At 67.2% G+C, this 24765-nt stretch carries 22 protein-coding genes, 1 pseudogene and 1 riboswitch; of the genes and pseudogenes, 18 read left to right on the top strand and 5 right to left on the bottom strand.

What is annotated here, in order from left to right; genetic code table 11:
• Window positions 1–7: 7 nt before the first annotated feature.
• From ACHMXA_RS14815 to ACHMXA_RS14800, 4 genes are read left to right on the top strand one after another with little or no spacing between them, the layout of a single operon-like run.
• Window positions 8–1444 carry an enolase C-terminal domain-like protein gene (locus ACHMXA_RS14815; RefSeq protein WP_395321154.1) on the top strand — a complete coding sequence of 479 codons (1437 nt, stop codon included), beginning with the start codon at window positions 8–10 and terminating at the stop codon, window positions 1442–1444.
• A 48-nt stretch (window positions 1445–1492) separates the two neighbouring features.
• A complete protein-coding gene (locus ACHMXA_RS14810; RefSeq protein WP_176667419.1) occupies window positions 1493–2668 on the top strand; it encodes a Gfo/Idh/MocA family protein in 1176 nt (391 codons plus the stop codon).
• Window position 2669: 1 nt separating this feature from the next.
• Window positions 2670–3857 carry a dihydrodipicolinate synthase family protein gene (locus ACHMXA_RS14805; protein WP_176667418.1) on the top strand — a complete coding sequence of 396 codons (1188 nt, stop codon included), beginning with the start codon at window positions 2670–2672 and terminating at the stop codon, window positions 3855–3857.
• Between the two features lie 8 nt (window positions 3858–3865).
• A complete protein-coding gene (locus ACHMXA_RS14800) occupies window positions 3866–4744 on the top strand; it encodes a sugar phosphate isomerase/epimerase (RefSeq protein ID WP_176667417.1) in 879 nt (292 codons plus the stop codon).
• Between the two features lie 409 nt (window positions 4745–5153).
• Here the strand turns inward: ACHMXA_RS14800 and ACHMXA_RS14795 are convergent, their stop codons facing one another.
• The gene (locus tag ACHMXA_RS14795; protein WP_176667416.1) at window positions 5154–5390 is read right to left on the bottom strand and encodes a hypothetical protein; all 237 of its coding nucleotides are present in this window, start codon (window positions 5388–5390) and stop codon (window positions 5154–5156) included.
• Between the two features lie 359 nt (window positions 5391–5749).
• Between ACHMXA_RS14795 and ACHMXA_RS14790 the strand changes: the two genes are divergently transcribed.
• Window positions 5750–7216, top strand: coding sequence for a PLP-dependent aminotransferase family protein (locus tag ACHMXA_RS14790; protein ID WP_395321152.1), 1467 nt, complete (start codon window positions 5750–5752; stop codon window positions 7214–7216).
• A gap of 429 nt (window positions 7217–7645) precedes the next feature.
• Here the strand turns inward: ACHMXA_RS14790 and ACHMXA_RS14785 are convergent, their stop codons facing one another.
• Window positions 7646–7906 (bottom strand): hypothetical protein, encoded by a 261-nt coding sequence (locus ACHMXA_RS14785; protein ID WP_395321150.1) that lies wholly within the window; start codon window positions 7904–7906, stop codon window positions 7646–7648.
• A 509-nt stretch (window positions 7907–8415) separates the two neighbouring features.
• Between ACHMXA_RS14785 and ACHMXA_RS14780 the strand changes: the two genes are divergently transcribed.
• From ACHMXA_RS14780 to arsC, 5 genes are all read left to right on the top strand, one after another.
• Complete coding sequence (locus tag ACHMXA_RS14780; RefSeq protein WP_395321148.1) at window positions 8416–9507, top strand: DNA glycosylase AlkZ-like family protein; 1092 nt, start codon at window positions 8416–8418, stop codon at window positions 9505–9507.
• A gap of 277 nt (window positions 9508–9784) precedes the next feature.
• A complete protein-coding gene (locus tag ACHMXA_RS14775) occupies window positions 9785–11983 on the top strand; it encodes a TonB-dependent siderophore receptor (protein WP_395321146.1) in 2199 nt (732 codons plus the stop codon).
• 99 nt (window positions 11984–12082) lie between these two features.
• Window positions 12083–12253: riboswitch (FMN riboswitch) on the top strand.
• A 100-nt stretch (window positions 12254–12353) separates the two neighbouring features.
• Entirely contained in the window at window positions 12354–12866 is a 513-nt protein-coding gene (locus ACHMXA_RS14770; protein ID WP_176667411.1) for a 6,7-dimethyl-8-ribityllumazine synthase, read from the top strand.
• Window positions 12867–12906: 40 nt separating this feature from the next.
• Complete coding sequence (locus ACHMXA_RS14765) at window positions 12907–13590, top strand: glutathione S-transferase family protein (RefSeq protein WP_395321144.1); 684 nt, start codon at window positions 12907–12909, stop codon at window positions 13588–13590.
• Between the two features lie 28 nt (window positions 13591–13618).
• Complete coding sequence (arsC, locus tag ACHMXA_RS14760) at window positions 13619–13999, top strand: arsenate reductase (glutaredoxin) (protein ID WP_019653340.1); 381 nt, start codon at window positions 13619–13621, stop codon at window positions 13997–13999.
• 4 nt (window positions 14000–14003) lie between these two features.
• On the opposite strand, the gene queG is transcribed toward arsC, so the two are convergent.
• Window positions 14004–15077 (bottom strand): tRNA epoxyqueuosine(34) reductase QueG, encoded by a 1074-nt coding sequence (gene queG / locus ACHMXA_RS14755; RefSeq protein WP_395321142.1) that lies wholly within the window; start codon window positions 15075–15077, stop codon window positions 14004–14006.
• Between queG and tsaE the strand changes: the two genes are divergently transcribed.
• From tsaE to ACHMXA_RS14740, 3 genes are all read left to right on the top strand, one after another.
• Window positions 15063–15569, top strand: a complete 507-nt coding sequence (gene tsaE / locus ACHMXA_RS14750) for a tRNA (adenosine(37)-N6)-threonylcarbamoyltransferase complex ATPase subunit type 1 TsaE (RefSeq protein ID WP_132750631.1) — start codon at window positions 15063–15065, stop codon at window positions 15567–15569. The two genes, queG and tsaE, sit on opposite strands and share 15 nt — an antisense overlap.
• Window positions 15566–17026 (top strand): N-acetylmuramoyl-L-alanine amidase, encoded by a 1461-nt coding sequence (locus ACHMXA_RS14745; RefSeq protein WP_395321140.1) that lies wholly within the window; start codon window positions 15566–15568, stop codon window positions 17024–17026. The genes tsaE and ACHMXA_RS14745 overlap by 4 nt, the downstream gene beginning before the upstream one ends.
• 165 nt (window positions 17027–17191) lie before the next feature.
• Window positions 17192–17479 (top strand): glycine zipper domain-containing protein, encoded by a 288-nt coding sequence (locus tag ACHMXA_RS14740; RefSeq protein ID WP_176667405.1) that lies wholly within the window; start codon window positions 17192–17194, stop codon window positions 17477–17479.
• Between the two features lie 91 nt (window positions 17480–17570).
• Here the strand turns inward: ACHMXA_RS14740 and ACHMXA_RS14735 are convergent, their stop codons facing one another.
• Window positions 17571–18242, bottom strand: a complete 672-nt coding sequence (locus ACHMXA_RS14735) for a DedA family protein (protein ID WP_176667404.1) — start codon at window positions 18240–18242, stop codon at window positions 17571–17573.
• Between the two features lie 47 nt (window positions 18243–18289).
• Between ACHMXA_RS14735 and ACHMXA_RS14730 the strand changes: the two genes are divergently transcribed.
• The 5 genes and pseudogenes from ACHMXA_RS14730 (at window position 18290) to ACHMXA_RS14710 (ending at window position 23678) form a co-directional block, all read left to right on the top strand.
• Entirely contained in the window at window positions 18290–18787 is a 498-nt protein-coding gene (locus ACHMXA_RS14730) for a GNAT family N-acetyltransferase (protein WP_395321137.1), read from the top strand.
• Window positions 18788–18824: 37 nt separating this feature from the next.
• Window positions 18825–20729, top strand: a complete 1905-nt coding sequence (gene mutL / locus ACHMXA_RS14725; RefSeq protein WP_395321135.1) for a DNA mismatch repair endonuclease MutL — start codon at window positions 18825–18827, stop codon at window positions 20727–20729.
• Window positions 20730–20941: 212 nt separating this feature from the next.
• Entirely contained in the window at window positions 20942–21922 is a 981-nt protein-coding gene (locus tag ACHMXA_RS14720) for an alpha/beta hydrolase (RefSeq protein WP_176667401.1), read from the top strand.
• Window positions 21923–21989: 67 nt separating this feature from the next.
• Entirely contained in the window at window positions 21990–23027 is a 1038-nt protein-coding gene (gene miaA / locus ACHMXA_RS14715) for a tRNA (adenosine(37)-N6)-dimethylallyltransferase MiaA (protein ID WP_395321134.1), read from the top strand.
• A pseudogene (locus ACHMXA_RS14710) lies at window positions 23024–23678 on the top strand (ABC transporter ATP-binding protein). The gene miaA and the pseudogene ACHMXA_RS14710 overlap by 4 nt, the downstream one beginning before the upstream one ends.
• A gap of 7 nt (window positions 23679–23685) precedes the next feature.
• Here the strand turns inward: ACHMXA_RS14710 and ACHMXA_RS14705 are convergent.
• Window positions 23686–24648, bottom strand: coding sequence for a threo-3-hydroxy-L-aspartate ammonia-lyase (locus tag ACHMXA_RS14705; RefSeq protein WP_395321133.1), 963 nt, complete (start codon window positions 24646–24648; stop codon window positions 23686–23688).
• Between the last annotated feature and the right edge of the window lie 117 nt (window positions 24649–24765).

The following is a 24765-nucleotide window of genomic DNA, read 5'->3' as shown; positions in this document are numbered from 1 at the left end:
AGAGCAGATGCAGGCCATGGACGCGATCCGCTTTCACGTCGAGGAGATCCGCTTCGCCGAGCGCAACGTGGCGCTGCGGCTGCCCTTCCGCTTCGGCGCCGCCACCGTCACGGCCTGCCCGCAGGTCTATGTGAAGGCGCGCATCCGCTTCGCCGACGGCCGCACGGCCGAGGGCTGTGCGGCGGAGATGATGATTCCGAAGTGGTTCGACAAGAACCCGGCACTCAACAACGAGCAGAACTTCGAGCAGCTGCGCTTCGCGCTGCGCGACGCCCGCGAGGCCTACACCGCCGAGCCCGATGCGCAGACCGCCTGGACGCACTTCGCCTCCAACTACGCCGCGCTGCAGTCGCGCGCCAGGGCCAAGGGCCTGCAGCCGCTGGTGGCGAGCTACGGCCCGGCGCTGATCGACCGCGCCCTGCTCGATGCGCTGTGCCTGCACAGCGGCACGAGCTTCGCGGCGGCGATGAGCGGCAACCTCTGCGGCATCGACATCGCCGGCAGCGGCCTGGCCGACGACCTCGCAGGCTTCGACATGCCGGCCTTCCTGGCGAAGCAGTCACCGCGCAGCCGCATCGCCGCGCGCCACACGGTCGGTCTGGCGGACGCCATCGACGAGTACGACGCCTCGCCCGACGCTCCCTCCGATGGCTTGCCCACAACTCTGCAGGCCGCCGTACAGCGCTACGGCCACACCCACTTCAAGCTCAAGCTGTGCGGCAACACCGCGCAGGACATCGACCGGCTCCAGCGCATCGCCCGCGTGATCGACGGCCAGGCGCAGTTGGTCACGCTCGACGGCAACGAGCAGTACGCGGATGCCGACGACTTCGCCACCTTCCTCGACCGCATGCTTTCCACTCCTACGCTGTGGAAGCTCGCGCAGAAGACGGTGTTCGTCGAACAGCCGATTCGCCGCGATGCGGCACTGCAGCGCGACGTGTCATTGGGCAAGCGCATTCCGCTGCTCATCGACGAATCGGACGCCTCGCTCGACGCCTTCGTGCAGGCTCGCGCACTGGGCTACACCGGCGTGTCGAGCAAGAGCTGCAAGGGCTTCTACAAGTCGGTGATCAATGCCGCGCGCTGCGCGCAGTGGAATGCCGCGCTCGAGAAGCCGCGCTACTTTCTCTCCGGCGAAGACCTGACCATGCAGGCCGGCATCGGCGTGCAGCAGGACCTGGCACTCGTCGCCTGGCTCGGCCTTTCGCACGTCGAGCGCAACGGCCACCACTACGTCAACGGCCTGGCGGCGGCGCCCGAGGCCGAGCAGCAGGCGCTGCTGCGCGCCCACCCCGGGCTCTACGAAACCAGCGACGGCGCAGTGCGCCTCGCCATCCGCGAAGGGCAGCTCGACCTGTCCTCGCTCAACGCCGCGCCCGGCTTCGCCACCGGCAAGCCAGGCGCAGGCATCTCGTGGGACGCGATGCGTTCCGTCTACTGAAGCGCGCGTCCAGCCCGCACCAATCTCTCGCACCCAAGGAAGAAAACGATGGCCACCCAACGTCTAGGAATCATCATGCACGGCGTCACCGGGCGCATGGGCATGAACCAGCATCTGATCCGCTCGATCTGCGCCATCCGCGCCCAGGGCGGCGTCACGCTGTCGAACGGCGACAAGGTCATGCCCGACCCGATCCTCATCGGCCGCAACGCCGAGAAGATGGAAGCGCTCGCCAAGGCGCACAACATCCCGCGCTGGGGCACCGACCTCGACAAGGCGCTGGAGAACAAGGACGACACCATCTTCTTCGACGCCGGCACCACGCAGATGCGCCCCGCCCTGCTGGCCAAGGCCATCCGCGCCGGCAAGCACGTCTACTGCGAGAAGCCCATCGCCACCAACCTCAACGAGGCGGTCGAGATCGCCCGCCTTGCCGAGGAAGCCACGAAGACCCAAGGCCTGAAGCACGGCGCCGTGCAGGACAAGCTCTTCCTGCCCGGCCTGCGCAAGCTCGACATGCTGCGCCGCGCCGGCTTCTTCGGCCGCATGCTCAGCGTGCGCCTGGAGTTCGGCTACTGGGTGTTCGAGGGCGACCTGCAGCCCATCCAGCGCCCGAGCTGGAACTACCGCAAGGAAGACGGCGGCGGGATGATCCTGGACATGATGTGCCACTGGCGCTACGTGCTCGACAACCTGTTCGGCGAAGTGAAGTCGGTGAGCTGCCTGGGCACCACCCACATCCCGACGCGCTGGGACGAGGCCGGCAAGCCCTACGAGGCCACCGCCGACGACGCCGCCTACGCCACATGCGAACTCACCGGCCACAACGGCGAGCCAGTCATCGCGCAGATCAACATGAGCTGGGTCACGCGCGTGCGCCGCGACGACCTGGTGACGTTCCACGTCGACGGCACCGACGGCTCGGCCGTGGCGGGCCTTTCGAGCTGCCGCGCCCAGTCGCGCGTGGCCACGCCGCGCCCGGTATGGAACCCCGACGAGAAGCAGACCATGAACTTCTTCGACCAGTGGCAGGAGATTCCGGACTCGCAGGTGTATGACAACGGCTTCAAGATCCAGTGGGAGCATTTCATCCGCCACGTGGTGGAAGACGCGCCCTACAAGTGGACGCTGCCCGAAGGCGCCAAGGGCGTGCAGCTGGTCGAGGCCGCGCTCGAGTCGTGGAAGGACCGCCGCTGGGTCGACGTGCCCACGCTGAAAGTCTGACATGGCTCTTTCGCTGAACCTCCCCACCGCCAGCGGCACGCTCGCACCCTACGCGCTGCGCGGCATCGCGCCGGTGAAGCCCGATGCGGGCGTCAAGTTCAACCGCATCGCCTACTCGGCCGCCCACGTGGTGGCCGACCCGACGGCCGCCATCGACCCGTGGCTGCAGTGCGCGGTCGACTGGGACACCACCATCGCCTACCGCCGCCACCTGTTCTCGCTGGGCCTGGGCGTGGCCGAGGCCATGGACACCGCGCAGCGCGGCATGGGCCTCGACTGGCCCACCTCGCTGGAGCTGATCCGCCGCTCGCTCGACGCAGCGAAGGACGTGCCCGGCGCGCTGGTCGCCTCGGGTTGCGGCACCGACCACCTGGACATCGACAGCGTGAAGAGCGTCGACGACGTGATTCGCGGCTACGAGGAGCAGATGGCCGCCATCGAGGCGCTCGGCGGCAAGCTGATCGTCATGGCCAGCCGCGCGCTGGCCCGCGTGGCGAAGAGCCCCGCCGACTACGAGCGCGTGTACGACCGCATCCTGAGCCAGGCGAAGCAGCCGGTGGTGCTGCATTGGCTGGGCGACATGTTCGATCCTGCGCTGGCGGGCTACTGGGGCACCAAGAACGCCGATGCGGCTATGGACACGGCACTGGGCATCATCGCCGCCCACCCCGACAAGGTAGACGGCATCAAGATCTCCCTGCTCGACAAGGACAAGGAGATCGCGATGCGCCGCCGCCTGCCGCCGGGCGTGCGCATGTACACCGGCGACGACTTCAACTACGCCGAGCTGATCGCGGGCGACGGCGTCGGCAGCGAACCCACGCACGGCAAGAGCGATGCGCTGCTGGGCATCTTCGACGCGATCGCGCCGGCGGCCAGCGCAGCCCTGGGTGCGCTGGCGCGAGGCAACGAAAAGAAGTTCCACGACATCCTCGGCCCCACGGTGCCGCTGTCGCGCCACATCTTTGCCGCGCCCACGCGCTTCTACAAGACCGGCGTGGTGTTCATGGCGTGGCTGAATGGCCACCAGAAGCACTTCACGATGGTCGGCGGCCAGCAGAGCACGCGCTCGCTGCAGCACTTCGCGGAACTCTTCAGGCTGGCCGACGCGGCCAACCTGCTGGAGCAGCCCGAGCTGGCGGTGCAGCGCATGAAGACGCTGCTGGCTTTGCACGGCGTGGAAGGCTGAAGACGAGCATGCGCGACTTCTCGCAGAACCACGACTGGCTCTCGATCAACACCGCCACGGTGCGCAAGCAGTCGGGCGCCGAGGTGCCGCTGGACCGCATCATCGACCAGTGCGCCGAGCGCGGCATCCGCGCGATCAGCCCCTGGCGCGACCAGGTCGCGGCGGTCGGCCTCGACAAGGTTGCGAAGCAGCTGAAGGCGCACGGCATCGGCCTCTCTGGCTATTGCCGCGGCGGCTTCTTCCCCTCGCCCGATGCGGCCGGCCTGAAGGCCGCGCTCGACGACAACCGCCGCGCCATCGACGAGGCGAAGACGCTCGACGCTCCCTGCCTCGTGCTGGTGGTCGGCGCCCTGCCCGGCGCGCTCGAAGGCAAGGCCGCCTACAAGGACATCGGCCGCGCCCGCAATGAAGTGCGCGACGGCATCGCCGCCTCGCTCGAATACGCCCGCGAGGTCGGCATGCCGCTCGCCATCGAGCCCCTGCACCCGATGCAGGCGGCCGACCGCGCGTGCATCAACACGCTCGAACATGCGCTCGACCTGTGCGACGAACTCGACGCGGGCAGGAGCGGCATGCTCGGCGTGGCCCTGGACATCTACCACGTGTGGTGGGACCCGAAACTGCAGCAGCAGATCGTCCGCGCCGGCCGCGAGCGCCTGCTGGCGTATCACGTCTGCGACTGGCTCACGCCTACGCGCGATCTGCTGAGTGACCGCGGGATGATGGGCGATGGCGTGGTCGAGCTGAAAAAGATCCGCGGGTGGGCGGAAGACGCGGGCTTTGCAGGGTTCAGCGAGGTGGAGATTTTTTCGAACCTCGACTGGTGGCAGCGGCCTGGGGATGAGACGCTGGACGTCTGCATCGAGCGGCACAAGCAGGCTGTCTAACACTGCTCTGTGCTCGCGTTGTTCAGGGCGAGTGCACAGGCCACGGGTACGCCTCTCCGCGAATGTCCCCCCGGGCTTCGCCCTCGTCCTTACTTCGCTGCGGGTATCGCTGCACGACGCTTCGATCTCGCGCGCGTCAACTACTAATGCGACTGACCGCTCATGCCCGTGTTTGCTGATACCCAAGCTTTGCGCCAGTCACGGCGAATGGCCGAACTGAGCGACTATGCCCGGCGCATCGTGGCCTCGGCGCATCTTTGACCCTGCCACCAAGTGCAGCAGTTTTCTTGCTGCACCAAGGCCACTGCTTCACTTATGTTCTGGCAGATGGCACCTTCGATAGCTCAGCAATCCAGCGGATCGAGCCGTTTGTCGCACCGTATTCAGGCTATCGACCGTAAACCTCCAATCACCGCATGGTCAGATCCAGACCTATCCAATTGCAAAACTCAAAGGTGAGGAAGAGCACGAGGAACGCAGAAGCGACGAACGCCGAGCCCACCTGGATGGATGTCAGGACCACTGCAGCTGTCTTTTGATTCTTGTACTTCTGTCCCCGTTCGTAATGCCACTTGACGGCCAAATACATGCCCACGCTGAGCACGAGAACCTTAAAAATAACAAAAGAGATAGGGATTGAATTCATGATTGAAAAGACATCAGGTGACAGACCGAGAAATGCCCGAGTGCGGCGAGTAGCTCAATAGACCGATGAAGAAACGGAAAGATTAATTAATTGGTTGATTAATCAATCCAACGAACGGTAGCGGTCAGCTAAATGGGCGTCTGCAAGACGCGTCGAAAGGCGGAGCAGTCCGCCTGCACACAGAAGCACTCTCATCGTGCTGTCGAGTGTTCATCTTGCAGGCTGATACGTATAGAACCAGATCAGCTGAAAATCTCCGTATCAGATGCAAGGAGGCCGGTAGTCGTGTCGGGCAGGCCGACGTCTGATACGACAATCTCAGGAGCGGTCCAGAACGCCCGTATCAGAAAGAGATGCCCATGAACCGCTACGAGAAGCTTGCCGACAACATCGCCCAGCGTATTCGCGCGGGCAGCCTGAAGGCGAACGATCGCCTTCCCTCCGTGCGCGAACTGAAGTCGCAAATGGGCATCAGCGCGTCCACCGTGTTCTCTGCCTACTACCTGCTGGAGGCGCAAGGGCTTGTCGAAGCGCGGCAGCGGTCCGGATACTTCGTTCGAGCAGGGGCGGAAATGCCGACCAATGAACTCGCCGCCAGCGAGCCTGTCCTCCGGTCCATGCCGGTCGACGTCTCGTCGCTTGTCTTTCAGGTCCTTGCGCAGGCTCGCGAGCGCGACATGGTCCCGCTGGGCTCGGCCTTTCCGTCGCCAGAGCTGTTTCCCTTCGAACAACTTGCCGCCGGCCTGACGCGAGCGCTCAAGCGGATGGATCCCTGGCAGACCGTCGAAGATTTGTCGCCAGGAAACGCCCAACTACGCCATCAGATCTCCCTGCGTTACGGCAGCGTCGGAATGGATGTTCCTGCGTCTGAACTGGTCATCACCAGCGGGGCGATGGAGGCCCTCAATCTTGCACTCGAATCGGTGACGCAACCGGGCGACGTCGTGGCGATCGAAACGCCAACCTTTTATGGTGCGTTGCAGGCACTGGAACGGCGAGGTCTTCGCGCGGTCGAGGTCGAGACCCACCCGCGTACAGGCGTAGATCTCAGCTCTCTTGCTCGCGTGATCGACCAGCATCCGGTGAAGGCCTGCTGGTTCATGCCGACCTTCCAGAATCCAATGGGCTGCACCATGAGCGACGCAGCCAAGGAGCAACTGGTCAGCATGCTCACCACCCGCGCCATACCGCTGATCGAAGACGACGTGTATGGCGAACTCGCGCATGGGGCTCGGAGACCGCCACCAGCCAAGGCCTGGGACCGGGCTGGCTGGGTGCTGCACTGCAGTTCCTTCTCGAAATCCCTGGCACCCGGATATCGCATCGGTTGGGTAGCGGGCGGTCGCTTTGCAGCCACTTTGGGTCGGAACAAGTTGATGAGCTCGCTGGCGACGGCACTCCCCTCGCAACTGGCGTTGCAGGAGTACCTCCAACACAGGAGTTTTGATCGTCACCTGCGCGCCCTGCGACATTCGCTCAGCCGCCAGCAGGCTGCATGCTTGCGACTTATCGAACGATACTTTCCGACTGGAACGCGGGTCACGCGCCCCGAGGGTGGCTATTTCCTGTGGCTCGCGCTGCCAGAAGGCGTCGACTCGCTCGCACTGCACCAGGACGCTCTTCAGCTCGGCATAGGCGTAGCGCCGGGCCATTTGTTTTCAGCCGACCGCCGATACACCCGGCACCTGCGCATCAACTACGGGCATCTCGGCGACCCGCGCTTGGAAGGGGCTATAAGAAATCTTGGAGAACTCGCCGACGCGCAGCTTAAATCTACAGCCGGAAAATCGGGGCCGATCTTCGAGGAACGTTCGTCGAGACCCTAGTTGGCGTTAATGCAGGTCGAGGTCCGCTGCCTTCGACTGACTCTCAACGTCACGCGCGCCGCTTCTGTCCAGTCGTCGGCGCTTCGCCGCAAGATGGCACGAAGGCCCGAAGCGGTAGCCCCCACTTCTTGGCGACATGATCGAAGGCGTCGTGGACGACTGCGCCTTGCACGTTGCCGAGTGGCCAGTCGAGATTCGCGCGCCGCGAGGAGTCAGGCAGACGACCGTCAGGCACTAACTGCGCGAAGGCCTGCTGTCGCCGCGCACAGGGCCAGCCGGCGCGTCTCGGCCTTACCTGGAGTTCACCGAATCCGACCTGCGCCTGCTCTCGGCCATTCGGGCGGGCCAGGCTCTGGGCCTCTCACTCCAGGAAGCCTTCACGCAGGCCGCGAAATCCGCGGCCCGCAGACCGACCGCTACTCGCCGGTCTCAGGCGTCCCACGCCGCGCCTTCTCGCTCACCTGAAACAACTCCCCCCGCCTTGCGCGCCATCTCGGCCGCAAGCCAAAGCAGATTGTTCAGTTGCCGAGGCCCATCCCCGCTGCACCAGTCGATCTCTTCACCATGGCAGACCCACAGGAGGGCTTCGAGCTGAGTGAGGGTGTTTTCAAGAAGATCCGCCGGGTCTTGTTGGGCGGTTTCTGCGGAAGCTACCGGCGTGCGAGGCCGGGCTATAGTCTTGGTAGCCATTTTTGTGCGGTCCTTCCAAGGTGTTGCACGAACTTGGTTAGACGGTCGGGGTGCTAGTAACACCCTGGCCGTCGCCTTTTGATACCTCGCATCTGCATCGCTGCTTTCGCACCGACGACCTGCCGCGAGGCAAGCAGCCTTCGAACATCTGGGTGACTTGAGTGGGTGGCGCCTTTCTGCACCCCTTGGCGGGGTGTTGAGTGACAGGGGCATTCACTCTAGAGAAGAACCCTGCAAGACACCGCTCCGCTCAGCAGGAAGTCGCCGAGACTGCCAACAAATGCAGCTTCCGCAATGCGCAGTGCGCGAGCCCCCGTGAGCCCATGCCGCAGCAGCGCAGAACGCTCACGCCGATGGGGTGCCTTGCGCAGCGAAATAAAGGAGGAGGCCGAAGGCCGGGGGACATTCGCGGAGCAAGGTACCCCGTCGGCGTGAGCAAGCCCCGAACAACAGCGCCAACAAACAAACCCAGCAAAGCGAAACCGCCCCGCCTGTGCTGCAATCCGCCGATGCCTGCCCCGACCCTCGACGACCTGCGCCGCTACGCAGTCGCGCGCACCCTCTTCAAGCCCACAACGCTACCCGCCGCGATCCGCCAGCTAGGCTTCGTGCAGGCCGATCCGATCCGCGCTCCCGCACGAGCACAAGACCTGACCCTGCGCCATCGCGTGAAGGACTACCGCGCGGGCGATCTCGAAAGCCGCTACACGCGCCTCGCGGTCGAGGAAGACTGCCTCGTCAACTACGGCTTCCTGCCGCGCGAGCATCTGGCACTGATGCATCCGCGCGAGGCCAAGCAAGCATGGAACGCCGATACGCGGCGCAAGGCGGCCGACGTGCTCGCCTACGTGCAGGAGCACGGCCCGGTGCATCCGCGCCAGGTCGAGCAGCATTTCGCGCACGGCCGCGTCAAGAACTACTGGGGCGGCTCCAGCAACGCGACCACGCATCTGCTCGACGGCATGCACTACCGCGGCATGCTGCGCGTGGTGCGCCGCGACAGCGGCACGCGCGTCTACGAGGCGGTAACGCACGAGCCCGCGGACGACAGCCCCGCCGGCCGCGCACGCCGTGCGGCGGCGCTCATCGAACTGGTGGTGCGCAAGTACGCGCCGCTGCCTGCATCGAGCCTCACTTACCTCGTGCGCCTGCTCGGCTACGGTGCGCCGCATCTCTCGGCGCAGACGCAGGCCGCGCTGCGCATCGCGCGCGAGGAGCTCGCCAGCTGCAGCATCGACGGCACCACCTGGTTCTGGCCCGCCGACGAGAACCCGGCCTCGCGCCGCCACGCGCCCGACGACGCGGTGCGCCTGCTCGCGCCCTTCGACCCTGTCGTGTGGGACCGCCGCCGCTTCGAGCTGCTCTGGGGCTGGACCTACAAGTTCGAGGCCTACACGCCCGCGCCGAAGCGCCAGTTCGGCTACTACGCGCTGCCGATGCTGTGGCACGACCGCGTGATCGGCTGGGCCAACGTGAGCGCGCCGGAAGGCAAGCTGCAGCCGGCCTTCGGCTTCGCCGACAGGAAGCCGCGCGATGCGGCCTTTCGCGCAGCGCTCGACGAAGAACTGCAGCGCATGACGCAGTTTCTCGCCGGGCGCTGATGCCTTTCTTCCTATAATCCGCCCGCTCAGCCAGCCGCCCGCAACGGGCGCGCAAGCCGTCTTCGAAGGAACGAAGACCGCAGCCGCAACGGCTGCCCGCGACGACGCAACTAGAACCCACAAAACACACCGGCCGCCAGCCCGAAGCGAGCCGCCGGTTTGCGCTCGTCCGGATCGACGGAATCAACCGGATCAGAGACGAGAAGCCATGGCGCGCCCGCACTCGGCGCGCGCCGCAGCCACTCCCCCCAAACGCAGGACACAGGAGAAGCTGCACATGACATCGAAGAAGCATCGGCGCCCGGCTTGGCGCCCCACTTGGCGCATCACGCATACCCGCCGCGCCACGCTCGCGGCAACCGCCATGGCGCTGGGCGCCGCCATACCGGCCTACGCCGAGGAAAAAGACGAATCCGCCGAGACCCGCAAGGCCCTGCCGACCATCACCGTGACCGGTGAATCGGTCGAAAGCGCGACCGGCCCCGTAACCGGCTTCGTCGCCAGGCGCGGCGGCACCGCCACCAAGACCGACACGCCGCTGATCGAAACGCCGCAGGCCATCTCGGTGGTCACGCGCGACCAGATGGAAGCGCAGAGCGCGCTCACGCTGCGCGAGACCACCAACTACACGGCCGGCGTGGTGTCGAGCTACTTCGACAGCCGCGTCGATTCGTTCAAGGTGCGCGGCGGCGACGCCATCCAGTACCTCGACGGGCTGCAGCGCAGCTACGGCACCTACAACACCACGCGCGCCGATCCGTACATGCTGGAGCGGGTCGAGCTGCTGCGCGGGCCCTCTTCCGTGCTCTACGGGCAAGGGGGCATCGGCGGCGTGCTGAACCTGGTGTCGAAGCGCCCGCAGGCCGAGCTGCAGCGCGAGGTGCAGGTGCAGCTGGGCAGCCACAACCGCAAGCAGGTCGCGGCCGATTTCACCGGGCCGCTGGACACCGAAGGCAAGTGGCTCTACCGCCTGGTGGCCGTCAACCGCGACAGCGGCACGCAGGTCGACCACGTGCCCGACGACCGCATCCTGCTCGCGCCCTCGCTCACCTGGCGCCCGAGCGCAGACACCTCGCTCACGCTGCAGGCGCTCTATCAGAAGGACAAGAGCGGCTCGCTGATCGGCTTCTTCCCGTGGCAGGGCACGCTGCTGCCGTCGCTGTACGGCCAGATTCCCACCTCGACCTTCACCGGCGAGCCGGGCTTCGACCGCTACGACACGCGCAACACCTCGCTGGGCTACCTGTTCAGCCACCGCTTCAACGACACCTGGACCTTCAGGCAGAACCTGCGCTCGACCGAGAGCAAGGTGGTCTACAACTCCTCGTACACCAGCTTCACTGCCAACCGGCTCACGGGGCGCCCGGCACGGCCGGTGTTCAATGCCGACCAGCGCACCATCGAGCGCGACCTGATCGTGCAGCTCAACGGCGGCAAGATGCTGCTGCTCGACAACCAGGCCGAGGCGCACTTCAAGACCGGCGCGGTGGAGCACACGCTGCTGGTCGGCGCGGACTTCCAACGCAACGAGACCTCGCAGCTCACCGGCCGCGGCCGCGCGGGCGCGCTCGACGTGTATGCACCGGTGTACGGCAACTACACGGCGCCCACCTTCCTCACGCGGCAGCCCGCGGTGCTGCAGAAGCAGGCCGGCGTCTACCTGCAGGACCAGGTCAAGTACGGCCGCTGGATCGGCCTGCTGGGCCTGCGCCACGACAAGGCCACCACCGACACCGAGGGCCGCCCCGCCGCAGCGGTCGACGACAAGGCCACTACCAAGCGCGCCGGCCTCGTGTACCTGGCCGACGGCGGCTGGGCTCCGTACCTGAGCTATGCCGAGTCGTTCCTGCCACTGGGCGGCGTGGACGTGAACAACACGCCCTTCAAGCCCCAGCGCGGCAAGCAGTGGGAAGCCGGCGTGAAGTGGGAGCCCGAAGGCCAGCGCACCTCGTTCATGGCGGCGGTGTACGACCTGCGCGACACCAACCGCAAGACCACCGACCCGACCAACCCGCTCAACAGCGTGCAGCTGGGCGAGGTACACGTGAAGGGGTTGGAGCTCGAATACAAGGGCAGCATCGGCCGCGACTGGGACTGGGTCGCCTCCTACGCCTACACCGACGCGCGCGTCTCGCGCAGCACCGGCACCGACCTGGGCAAGCGCATCTCGGGCGTGCCGAAGCACACGGCCTCGGCCTGGCTGATGCGGCGCTTCTCCATCGGCGGCGTGCCTGGCTTCTCGGTGGGCGGCGGCGTGCGCTACATCGGCAAGTCGTACGACGGCATGGACGCCAACCCGGTGCCTGCGGTCACCCTGCTGGACGCGATGTTCGCCTGGGACAACGGCCCGCTGCGCCTGTCGCTCAACGTGGGCAACCTGACCGACAAGGTGCAGCTCACCACCTGCCTGGCGCGCGGCGACTGCTTCTACGGCCAGCGCCGTACCGTGACTGCGGCGGCCACGTATCGCTTCTGAAGAAAATCCCCGGCCGGGTGAAGGTCTGGCGCAGGGGCGACAGGCTCGTGCGGCAGGCGCCGCCTAGAATCGCCCCCGCCGCGCGGTTCGCCGGGCGGCAAGCGTTCTCAGGGCGGGGTGAAACTCCCCACCGGCGGTGATGGCGGCGTCTTCCGAAAGGAAAAGCCGCACAAGCCCGCGAGCGCCCGGAGCTTGCAACGAGCTTCGGGGTCAGCAGATTCGGTGCGATTCCGAAGCCGACGGTCACAGTCCGGATGAAAGAGAGCGCGAAATGCGGGTCTGCCCGCGCGTCCGGTTTTGGCCCGCGCGCGAGCTGCCTTGCGGTTTCGTGCGCCCTGATTCAGGAAACCTGCTTTCTCAGAGGCAAACCATGAGTCAGATCAACGACCTTCCCCTTTCCGCCGTCACCGCGTCGGGTTCGCCACGCGGCACGCGCATCGCATTCGTCGAGGCGCAGTGGCATTCCGACATCGTCCACCAGGCGCGCGACGCCTTCCTCGAGGAGATGGACCGCCTCGGCGTGGCGCGCGATCTCATCGACATCTTCGACGTGCCGGGCGCCTTCGAGATCCCGCTGCACGCCAAGCGCCTTGCCAACTCGGGCAAGTACGCGGCCATCATCGGCTGCGCGCTGGTGGTCGACGGCGGCATCTACCGCCACGAGTTCGTGGCGAACACGGTGGTCAGCACGCTGATGTCGCTGCAGCTGGAAACCGACGTGCCGATCTTCTCGGCCGTGCTCACGCCCCACCACTTCCACGAGCACGTGGAGCACCGCAAGTACTTCCACCGCCACTTCGCGGTCAAGGGCACCGAAGTCGCCGAGGCCTGCTTCAAGACGCTCGAAGGCCTGAAGAAGGTGGACGCGCTTCTGGCCGCCTGACCTACGTGACAGCGGCAGCGGGCCTGCGTAACCTGCGCGGATGAGTACCTCATCCGCCTCCGCCCGCGAAGACCGCTACACCCTCTACGGCGCGCCCGGCTCGGGCGCCACGCCCATCCACGCCGCGCTCACGCTGATCGGCGCGCAGGTGGAGGCCATCGACATCGCCCCCTGGGAGGGCGAGGCCGAGCGCGAGCGGGTCGCCGGCGTCAACCCGATGCGGCAGGTGCCGGCGCTCGTGCTGCCTTCGGGCGAGGTGATGACCGAGAGCGCAGCCATCCTGATCTGGCTGGGCGACCGCTATCCCGAGGCCCAACTCTGCCCCGCGTCCGACGACCCGCTGCGTGCGCGCTACCTGCGCTGGATGGTCTACCTGCCGGCCGCCATCTATTCGATGTTCTGGGTGCGCGACGAGCCTTCGCGCCTCGTGCCCGACCCCGCCGCGCAGCCGGCGATGCTCGAACGCACCGCCGAGCGCATCGCGCATTGCTGGCAGCTGATGGATTCGCAGATCGACGAGCCCGCGCCCTACCTGCTGGGCGACAAGAGCAGCATGCTCGACCTGTACGTGACCGTGGTGTCGCGCTGGACGCCGCGCCGCAGGCGCTTCTACCGCGTGGCGCCGCGCATGGCTCGGGTGGTGCGCCGCGTGGATGCCGACCCGCGCCTGGCGGAGTTCTGGGCGGCGCGCTTCCCGTTCTCGATGGACGCGCAGGAAAGCTGAGCGGCGCCTGTTTTCTATCATCGGCACCATGACCGCACGAACCCCCACCACCGCCTACCCGATGACGATCTACCACAAGCCCAACTGCAGCACGTCTCGCAACGTGCTGTCGTTGATCCGCGAAAGCGGCGTGGAGCCCGAGATCGTTCTCTATCTTGAAACACCGCCCTCGAAGAAGAAGCTGCGCGAGCTCTCCAAGGCCATGGGCATGGGCGCGCGCGACCTGCTGCGCACCAAGGAAGCGCCCTACGAGGAGCTGAACATCGCCGATCCGAAATGGACCGACGACCAGATCTTCGACTTCATCGTGGAGCACCCGATCCTGCTGCAGCGGCCCATCGTGGTGTCGCCTCGCGGCACGCTGATGTGCCGGCCGTGGGAGCGCGTGCGCGAGATCCTGCCGGCCTGAAGCCTCAGTTCGCGGGGTCCTGCGCGAGACCCCAGGCGACGTGCTCGCGCACCAGCTCGCTCGGGTGCTCGGCACGCGTCGCCAGCGCTTGCTTCGCACCGCCCTCGCCCGAACGCACCGCATTGCCCAGCGCCACCGCGATGTTGCGCAGCCAGCGTTCATGGCCGATGCGGCGGATCGGACTGCCTTCGGTGCGGCGAAGGAAATCCTGCTCGGTCCATGCGAACAGGTCGGCCAGCGTGCGGCCGGTGAGTTCCTCGCGCGCGTCGAAATCGGGCAGCGTGCTCTTCTTGGCGAACTTGTTCCAGGGGCAGATCAGCTGGCAGTCGTCGCAGCCGTAGATGCGGTTGGCCATCAGCGGGCGCAGCTCCAGCGGAATCGACCCGCCATGCTCGATGGTGAGGTACGAGATGCAGCGGCGTGCATCCAGCCTCTTCGGCGCCACGATGGCCTGCGTCGGGCACACGTCGATGCAGGCGCTGCAGCTGCCGCAGTGCGCGGTGACGGGCTCGCTGGGCGGCAGTTCCATGTCGACGTAGATCTCGCCCAGGAAGAACATCGAGCCCGCGTCGCGGTCGAGCACCAGCGTGTGCTTGCCGCGCCAGCCCTGACCGCTGCGGGAGGCCAGCTCGGCCTCGAGCACGGGGGCCGAATCGGTGAAGGCGCGGTGGCCGAAGGGGCCGACCTCCTCGGCGATACGCTCGGCCAGCTTCGCCAGACGGTTGCGCAGCACCTTGTGATAGTCGCGGCCCCGTGCGTAGACCGAGACGATGGCCTCGCCGGGCCGCTTGAGCCGATCGAACTCGATGGCCTGCCATTCGGGCTCGGTGCTGCGCGGCAGGTAGTCCATGCGCGCGGTGATCACGCTCACCGTGCCCGGCACCAGCTCGGCAGGACGCGCGCGGCGCGTGCCGTGCGTTTCCATGTATTGCATCTCGCCATGGAACCCATGGGCCAGCCATTGCATCAGACCGGCCTCGGCGCTCGATAGATCGACGCCCGCGATTCCGATTTGGGAGAATCCGAGTTCCCGGGCCAAGGCCTGAATACGAACAACGAGTGGATGGCTGACGATCACTTGCCGATTGTAGAAACGCACAAGAGCACCCGCAGCCTGCGCTGGTGCAGCGAAGCCGACACCGAAGCATTCGCGCAGAAGCTGGCCTCGGCGCCCGCATTGAGCAACGCCTTCATCGAACTGCATGGCGACCTCGGCGCCGGCAAGACCACTTTCGTACGCCACCTGCTTCGCGCCCTCGGCATCTCCGGACGCATCAAGAGCCCCACCTACGCGGTGGTCGAGCCCCACGAGGCGCCCGACGGGCTGCAGATCTTCCATTTCGACTTCTATCGCTTCGCCGATCCGCGCGAATGGGACGACGCCGGCTTCCGCGACATCTTCGCGGGACCGGGCCTCAAGCTGGCCGAATGGCCGGACAACGCCGCGGGCCGTACGCCAATTGCCGACCTCGCTATTAAAATAGAAGCAATGACTGACGACACACGCAGCGTGACCCTCCTCGCGAACACCGCTCGCGGCAGCGATCTGCTGGCGCGCATCGCCGCATGAAGGCGGGCGGCCTCAAACGGCGCGTACTGCTGCAGGGCGGCAGCATCGCGCTGATGCTCGGCGTGCACCAGATCGCGCGCGGAGCCAGCATCCTCGCAGTGCGCGTGTGGCCCGCCGCCGACTACACGCGCGTGACCATCGAATCCGACGCACGCCTCAACTCGCAGCAGCTCGTGGTGGGCAGCCCCCCGCGGCTCGCGGTCGACATCGAGGGCATCGACCTCAACCCCGAACTGCGCGAACTCGTCGGCAAGATCAAGCCGGGCGACCCGTTCATCAACGGCCTGCGCGTCGGGCAGAACGCGCCGAAGGTGGTGCGCATCGTGTTCGACCTGAAGCAGGCCGTGGTGCCGCAGGTGTTCTCGCTCGCGCCGGTGGCCGCGTACAAGCACCGGCTGGTGCTCGACCTCTACCCCGAGCAGGCGGTGGACCCGATGGAGGCGCTGATCGCCGAGCGCCTGCGCGATGCGCCGCGCACCTCGGGTGGCGGCTCCGCGGTCGCCATTGCACCGCCGGCAACCGCGCCTGCGCCGGCCACGGACCCGCTGGGCGACCTGATGGCGCAGCAGTCGATGCGGCCCGGCCCGCAATCGCCGCCTCCCGCCGCAGCGGCCGGCGGCGACAGGCCCCTGACGCCGCCACCGCCTCCCGTGGTGGCCGCCGCGCCCGCCAGGCCCCCTACACCGTCCGCGCCGCCCCCACCACCGGTTGCCGCCACGGCCAATCGCACCGACCGCATCATCATCGTGGCGCTCGACCCCGGCCACGGCGGCGAAGACCCCGGTGCCATCGGCCCCAACGGCACGCGCGAGAAAGACATCGTGCTGCAGGTGGCACACCGCCTGCGCCAGCGCATCAACGCGAGCAGTGTGAATGGCAGCCCGATGCGCGCCTTCCTCACGCGCGACGCCGACTTCTTCGTGCCGCTGGGCGTGCGCGTGCAGAAGGCGCGACGCGTGCAGGCCGACCTGTTCGTGAGCATCCACGCCGACGCCTTCACCACCCCCGCCGCGCGCGGCGCCAGCGTGTTCGCGCTGAGCCAGAGCGGCGCTTCCAGCAGCGCCGCGCGCTGGCTCGCCAACAAGGAGAACGACGCCGACCGCGTCGGTGGCGTGAACGTGGGCAATCACGAGGCCCAGGTGCAGCGCGCGCTGCTCGACATGAGCACCACCGCGCAGATCAACGACAGCCTGAAGCTCGGCGGCGCGATGCTCGGCGAGATCAAGGGCATCGGCGCGCGGCTGCACAAGGGCCAGGTCGAACAGGCCGGCTTCGCGGTGCTGAAGGCGCCCGACATTCCGAGCGTGCTGGTGGAAACCGCCTTTATCAGCAATCCGGAAGAAGAAGCGAATCTGCGCCGCGTGGACTACCAGGAGAACCTGGCCGATGCGCTGATGCGCGGCATCCAGCGCTACTTCGCGCAGAACCCGCCGCTGGCGCGCAGCAGGCAGCTGTAGTTCCACGTTTCCACGCCTTGGCTTTCCGTGTAAAGCCAAAGCGTGCACTCCTGTCCCACGCCGGACGCCCCAGGAGAGCGCACAGGCACGTGCGGCAGGTTCCTACACGGCATGGGCCCGCCTGTTGGTGATGATGAAGCATCACTTCCTCGAAAGGTGGACATCATGAACACACGTCTCTGGATCGCTGCTGCTGCAGCCACTTCGGCCCTGACGATCGCGGGTTGCGCGAGCGGCCCCAACCAGAACCTCGGCACCGGCGTGGGCGCGGTGGGCGGCGCGCTGGTGGGCAATGCCATTGGCGGTAACACCGCGAGCACGGTGGGTGGCGCGGCCATCGGCGGCATCATCGGCAACCAGGTCGGCCGCAACGCCGACGAGCGCAACTACTACAACCAGCAGCGCTATCCGCGTGGCAGCGGCTACTACCCGGGCAACGGCCCGAACTACTGAGGCATCCGGGATGCGGCCTGAACGCTGAACGGGCCTGAATGAAAAAGCGCGCCTGGGGCGCGCTTTTTCGTTGCTTGATGAGATCGGAAGATCAGGCCTGCGAAGCCTGCTGCGCCTCGCGCGCCTTCTCGGCCTTGGAGGCTTTCCAGGCACCATAGATGGCCAGGAGCCCCGGCACGAAGATCAGCGCCCAGATGATCTTGTCGAGATGCTGGCGCACGAACGGCAGGTTGCCGAAGAAGTAGCCGGCGGTGGCGATGCCGAGCACCCAGATCAATGCACCCACCACGTTGAACATCGTGAACTTCGCGCGGCTCATCTCGGCCACGCCCGCCACGAAGGGCGCGAAGGTGCGAATGAAGGGCATGAAGCGCGCGAGGATGATCGTGATGCCGCCGTAGCGCTCGTAGAACGAATGGGCCTGGTCGAAGGCCTTGCGGTTGAAGAAGCGGGAGTTCTCCCACTGGAACACCTTCGGCCCGAAGTAGCGGCCGATGGAGTAGTTGCACTGGTCGCCCAGGATCGCCGCCGCGATCAGTATTGCGCAGGCGAGCGGATAGTTCATGAGCCCCGCGCCGCACAGCGCGCCAACGATGAAGAGCAAAGAGTCGCCGGGCAGGAACGGCATCACCACCGCGCCGGTTTCCACGAAGACGATGAGGAACAGCAAGGCATAGACCCAGGGGCCGTAGGCAATGACGAAGGCCTCGAGGTGTTTGTCGACGTGAAGGATGAAGTCGACGAGAAAGCTGATGATTTCCATGGCCGCGGATTATCCTTGCTCGCCCCCACGCCCTCGTGAATCACCCCATGCTGCACATACGCGCCGCCACCGAGCTTGACTGGCCCGCCATCTGGTCGGTGCTCGAGCCGACCTTTCGCCGCGGAGATACCTACACCTATCCCCCCGACGTGACCGAAGAGCAGGCGCGCGACTCGTGGATGAAAGTACCCACGGCAACTTTCGTCGCCTGCAACGACGAGGGCATGGTGCTTGGCACCTACGTCATCCGCCCCAACCAGCCCGGCCAGGGCTCGCACGTAAGCAATTGCGGTTACGTGGTGTCCGATGCGGCGCGCGGCATGGGCGTGGCATCGGCGCTGTGCGAACACTCGCAGCAGGAGGCCCTGCGCATGGGCTTTCGCGCGATGCAATTCAACTTCGTGGTGTCCACCAACGAAGCCGCTGTGCGCCTGTGGCGCAAGATGGGCTTCGCGATCGTCGGCACGCTGCCTGGGGCGTTCAGGCATCCACGGCATGGTTTCGTGGATGCGTACGTCATGTTCAAGCAGTTGCAGCAGCCCTGAGCCGACGCCCCGGAACCCGCGCTTTTAGAATGCCCCGGTGAGCGCCCTCCCCACCTCCATCACCCCCGCCGAACGCCGCCCCATCCGCGAACTCCCCGACGAGCTGATCAGCCAGATCGCCGCCGGTGAAGTCGTCGAGCGTCCGGCCTCGGTGGTGCGAGAGCTGCTGGACAACGCGCTCGATGCGGGCGCGAGCCAGATCACGGTGCGGCTGGCCTCGGGCGGCGTGCGGCTGATCTCGGTGGAAGACGACGGCCTGGGCATTCCGCGCGAAGAACTCACCGTGGCGCTGCGGCGCCACGCCACCAGCAAGATCGCCAGCCTCGTCGACCTGGAGACGGTCGGCACGATGGGCTTTCGCGGCGAGGCGCTGGCGGCCATCAATTCGATTGCCGAACTCAGCATTCTTTCGCGCTTCGCCGGTGCCGACACCGCCTTCGCGCTCGACGGGCGCACCGGCGAGCTGCGGCCGGTGGCGCGCTCCACCGGCACCACGGTCGAGGTGCGCGAGCTGTTCTTCGCGACGCCGGCGCGCCGCAAGTTCCTGAAGACCGACGCCACCGAGCTGGCCCATTGCATCGAGGCGGTGCGCCGCCATGCGCTGGCGCGGCCCGAGGTGGGCTTCTCGATCTGGCACGACGGCAAGCTGGTCGAGCAATGGCGCGCCGCCTCCACGCGCGAGCAGCGGCTGGCCGATGCGCTGAGCGACGAGTTCGTGGCGCAGAGCGTGGCGGTCGACCGCGAAGGCGGCCCGGTGCGCGTGGTCGGCCGCGCGGGCATCCCAGACGCGGCGCGCTCGCGCGGCGACCAGCAGTTCTTCTACGTCAACGGCCGCTTCGTGCGCGACAAGGTGCTGTCGCATGCGGTGCGCAGCGCCTACGAAGACGTGCTGCACGGCCATCGCCAGCCCGTCTATGCGCTGTACCTCGAGATCGATCCGTCGCGGGTCGACGTGAACGTGCACCCGACCAAGATCGAAGTGCGCTTTCGCGACGGACGCGAGGTGCACCAGGCGGTGCGCCACGCCGTGGAAGACGCGCTGGCGGCACCGCGTGCCGGCGACGCGGTAGCGCCACCTGGCGCGCCGCAGCCTTTCTTCAAGCCGGCGCCCCTGCCGTCGAACGCCGGCTGGGCCCAGCCGGCCATGGATTTCACGCCGCGCGAGCAGCGTGGCACCGGCGACTTCGAGGCCATGTGGCCCCAGCGCAGCGGCGATCAGGTTCCGCTGCACGCGGCGGAGCCCGCCGCGCCGCCGCCCTGGCCCGCCGCGAGCGCGGCCCCGGCAGGCTTCCAGGCGCCGGCCGGCCTGCCCCTGGCGCCGAACGCCGGTGCGCAATCCATCGCCACCAACGACGAAGCCTGGCCGCTCGGCCGCGCGTTGGCCCAGTTGCAGGGCATCTACATCCTGGCCGAGAACAGCCAGGGCCTGGTGATCGTCGACATGCACGCGGCGCACGAGCGCATCGTCTACGAGCGCCTGAAGACCCAGCTCGACGGCAAAGCCATCACCAGCCAGCCGCTGCTGATTCCGGCCACTTTCGCGGCCACGCCGCAGGAGGTGGCCACAGCCGAAGCCTGTGCAGAGGTGCTGCCGACGCTGGGCCTGGAAATCACGCCCTTCTCGGCACGCACGCTCGCGGTGCGCGCCGTGCCCGGAACGCTGGCGGACGGCGATCCGGTCGAACTGGCGCGCAGCGTGCTCGCCGAGCTGGGCCAGCACGACGCGAGCACCGTCGTGCAGCGCGCCCAGAACGAGCTGCTGTCCACCATGGCCTGCCACGGTGCGGTGCGGGCCAACCGCAAGCTCACCATCGACGAAATGAACGCCCTCCTGCGCCAGATGGAGGAAACGGAGCGTTCGGACCAGTGCAACCACGGCCGGCCGACCTGGCGCCAGCTTTCGGTGCGCGAGCTCGACTCGCTCTTCATGCGTGGCCGATAAACGGGGTTGACGGGGCCAATCAGCGGTTTTCGGACTTTTTAGGTCTTTTTTCTAGGGTTTTCCTCAGTCGGCGGAAGCGTGGGCACATACGTTGCATGTGTTCTGTAAAGCGCCGGTTGAGCGCTGTTTCGGGGAGTTACCTTGATGCTGTGTCGGCGCATCAAGGTGAAAGCAGGTGAACTTTCGAGCCGACTTCGCTGTCCCTCAACCCCATGATGAAACGCTGGACCCTCCTCGCGTCTGTCCTCTCGCTGTGTGCCCTGCTCGCCGCCGGTTGCTCGACGCTCGACGAGCAGCAGCGCGAATGGATCTTCCAGCCCAGCGACCGCAGCTGGGGCAACACCGCCTCCATGACCCAGGGCATGGAGGACGTCTGGATCGACTTCCAGTCCTCCATTACCGGCGAGCCGGCGCGGCTGCACGGCCTGTGGCTGGGCGGCGCGCCCGAGACCACCGCCACGCCGGTGCTGCTGTACCTGCATGGAGCCCGCTACAACGTGGCCGGCTCGGCACCGCGCATCCAGCGCATGCACGAGCTGGGCTTTTCCGTCCTGGCCATCGACTACCGCGGCTTCGGGAAGAGCTCCAAGGGCCTGCCCTCGGAGGAATCGGCCCGCGAGGACGCCCGCGCCGCCTGGACCTGGCTGGCCGCGCGCCACCCGAAGCAGCACCGTTACATCTTCGGCCACTCGCTGGGCGGCGCCATCGGCATCGACCTGGCGGCGCACGTCAACGACGAGAGCGGCACCATCGTGGAGAGCACCTTCACCTCCATCGCCGACGTGGTCAGCGGCTTCAAGTGGGGCTGGCTGCCTTTCAGTCCGCTCATCACGCAGCGCTTCGAGGCGATCAACAAGGTCAAGGACATCGGAGCGCCGCTGCTGGTGGTGCACGGCACCGCCGACAGCCTCATCAACCCGACGCTGGGCCGCAAGCTGTACGACGCGGCCACCGTGCCGAAGATGTTCGTGCTGGTCGAGGGCGGCTCGCACCACAACACCAACTCCATCGGCGAGGCGCAGTACCGCGCGGCGCTGACGCAGCTTTTCCGCATGAAGCCGGAGAACATGGTCGCCAGCAACGCCGGCGTGCAGCGGCCGACACCGCGCCTGGCGCCGCCGACGGCCGGCGGCACGCTCACCCCGCAGGACGTGAGCGGCAAGCTGGAGCAGCCGGTGCCCTCGGCGATCTGACCCGGGGCCACGCCACCAAGCCCCGGCATTCGGCCGGGCTCGCGCCATTTGCTACGCTCGGCGCACCATGTCTCCCAGTTCCGAAGCGGCCACGAAGGCCGCAAAGGCCGCCACGGCGGCATCTCCCGACGCCGCTCCCCGCTCGAATCCCCCGCGCTACGTCGCACTCGCAGGCCCGACCGCCTCGGGCAAGACGGCCGCTGCGCTGGCGCTCGCGCGCCTGCTGCCGGTGGAGATCGTCTCGGTCGATTCGGCGCTGGTCTACCGCGGCATGGACATCGGCACCGCCAAGCCCACTGCCGCCGAGCAGGCCGCCGTGCCGCACCACCTGATCGACATCCTCGATCCGCGCGAGAGCTACAGCGCCGCCGCTTTCGTGGCCGATGCGACGCGGCTCATCGATGAGATCCGCTCGCGCGGCGCGCTGCCGCTGCTGGTGGGCGGCACCATGCTGTATTTCAAGGCGCTGTTCGACGGCATCGACGCCATGCCCGCGGCCGACGCCGCCGTGCGCGCGCGAATCGACGCCGACGCAGCCGCGCTGGGCTGGCCCGCCATGCATGCGCGGCTCGCGCAGGTCGATCCGGTCACTGCCGCTCGGCTCGCGCCGCAGGACAGCCAGCGCATCCAGCGCGCGCTCGAAGTGTGGGAAAGCAGTGGTCAGCCGCTGTCGAGTTTTCACGCGAGGGACAACAAGACAGCTAACGCGGTCGACGGCGGCGCGCTGTTCTCGCTCGAACCCACCGACCGCGCATGGCTCCACGGCCGCATCGCCGAGCGATTCGACGCCATGCTCGCCGCCGGTTTCCTCGACGAGGTGCGCGGCCTGCGTGCGCGCGGCGATCTTTCGACCGACCTGCCCTCGATGCGCTGCGTCGGCTACCGGCAGGCCTGGGAAACGCTCGATGCAGCCGGCAGCGCGGCGCCCGACGCAAGGGCCATGGCCGACCTGCGCGAGCGTGGCATCGCCGCCACGCGCCAGCTCGCCAAGCGGCAGATCACCTGGCTGCGCAGCATGCCGCAGCGCACCGTGATCGCCTGCGACGCACCCGATGCGGTGCAGGCCGCCGTTCAACTCATGGCAAAGGCCGTCGCTCCCAGATGACGCTTCGCATTTCAAACCTCGGCAAGCACTACGGCGATGCGCCTGTCTTCGAGAACGTGACGCTCACCGTCGAGCCCGGCGAGTTCGTCGCCATCGTGGGCGAATCGGGCGTGGGCAAATCCACACTGCTCAACTGCATGGCCGGCCTCGACAGCTGGGACCAGGGCACGGTGACGCACGACGGCACCGACATCGGCGCGCTCGACGGCGAGGCCTGCGCGCTCTGGCGGCGGCGCCACGTCGGCTTCGTATTCCAGGCCTTCCACGTGCTGCCGCACCTGGACGTGGCGCAGAACGTGGCGCTGCCGCTGATGCTGCTGGGGCAGCAGAAGGAGAACGAAGAGCGCATTGCGCACATGCTCGAGGCGGTGGGCCTGCCCGGCATGGGTGCGCGGCTGCCGCAGACGCTCTCGGGCGGGCAGCTGCAGCGCGTGGCCATTGCGCGTGCACTGGTGCATCGCCCCGCCCTGCTGCTGGCCGACGAACCCACGGGCAACCTCGACCCGACCACCGCGGCGAAGGTGATGGAACTGCTCATCGGCCAGACCCGCGAGCACGGTGCGTCGCTGGTACTGGTGACGCACTCCGAAAGCGCGGCGGCCCGCGCGGGACCGCCTGCTGCATCTGACGGCCGGCGGTATCCGCGCCTGAGGCTTGACTACTGCGGCGCGATCAGCGCCGCGAAGCGCGACAGGTCGACGTTGCCGCCGCTGATCAGCACGCCCACGCGCTGGCCTGCGATGGCCTTGCCCGCCGCGATCGCACCCGCGAAGGCGAGGCAGCCGGTGGGCTCCACCACCATCTTCATGCGCTCGGCGAAGAAGCGCATCGCTTCGACGAGCTGCTCGTCTGTGACGGTGAAGATGTCGTCCACGTCGCGGCGGATGATGCCAAAGGTGTATTCGCCCAGGTGCTGCGTCTGCGCGCCGTCGGCGATGGTCTTCGGGGTTTCGATGTGCACGATCTTCCCCGCGCGGAACGACTGCTGGCCGTCGTTGCCGGCCTCGGGCTCCACGCCGTAGACCTTGCACTGCGGCGACAGCGCGCGCGCCGACAGCGCCGAGCCCGAGAGCAGCCCGCCGCCCCCCAGGCACACGAACAGATGGTCGAGCGGGCCGGTTTCCTCGATCAGCTCCTTCACCGCGGTGCCCTGGCCGGTGAGCACGTCGGGGTGGTCGTAGGGCGGGATCATCGTCATGCCGCGCTCCTGCGCGAGCTTCCTGGTCAGAGCCTCGCGGTCCTCGGTGAAGCGGTCGTACATCACGACCTCGGCGCCGTAGCCCTTGGTGGCCGCGACCTTGGCGGCCGGCGCGTCCTTGGGCATCACGATGACGGCGGGCATCTGCAGCAGGCGCGCCGACAGCGCGATGGCCTGCGCATGGTTGCCCGACGAGAAGGCGATCACGCCGCCCTTGCGCTGAGTGGCATCGAACTTCGAAAGCGCGTTGAAGGCGCCACGGAACTTGAAGGCGCCCATGCGCTGGAAGTTCTCGCACTTGAAGAAGAACTCGGCACCCCAGCGCTCGTTGGCGGTGGTGGAGCGCAGCACCGGCGTGCGGTGGGCGTGGCCTTCGAGCCGCGCGGCCGCGGCGATGACGTCGTCGTAGGTAGGTAGTTGCATGGGGTCGAGCTTAGCGGCGGCTTCCGGTCTTTTGCAGCCCCGATGGGTAAAAACCCGCTACCCGCGGCAGCCCCGAACTTCGTACTCTGTATACAGAGTTCAAAAAACCCGGCGCAA

Source organism: Variovorax sp. UC74_104, assembly GCF_044055375.1.
In the GTDB taxonomy this organism is placed as follows: domain Bacteria; phylum Pseudomonadota; class Gammaproteobacteria; order Burkholderiales; family Burkholderiaceae_C; genus Variovorax.
Note: the sequence above shows the minus strand (reverse complement) of the source record. Positions and strands in the feature narration are given on the sequence as shown.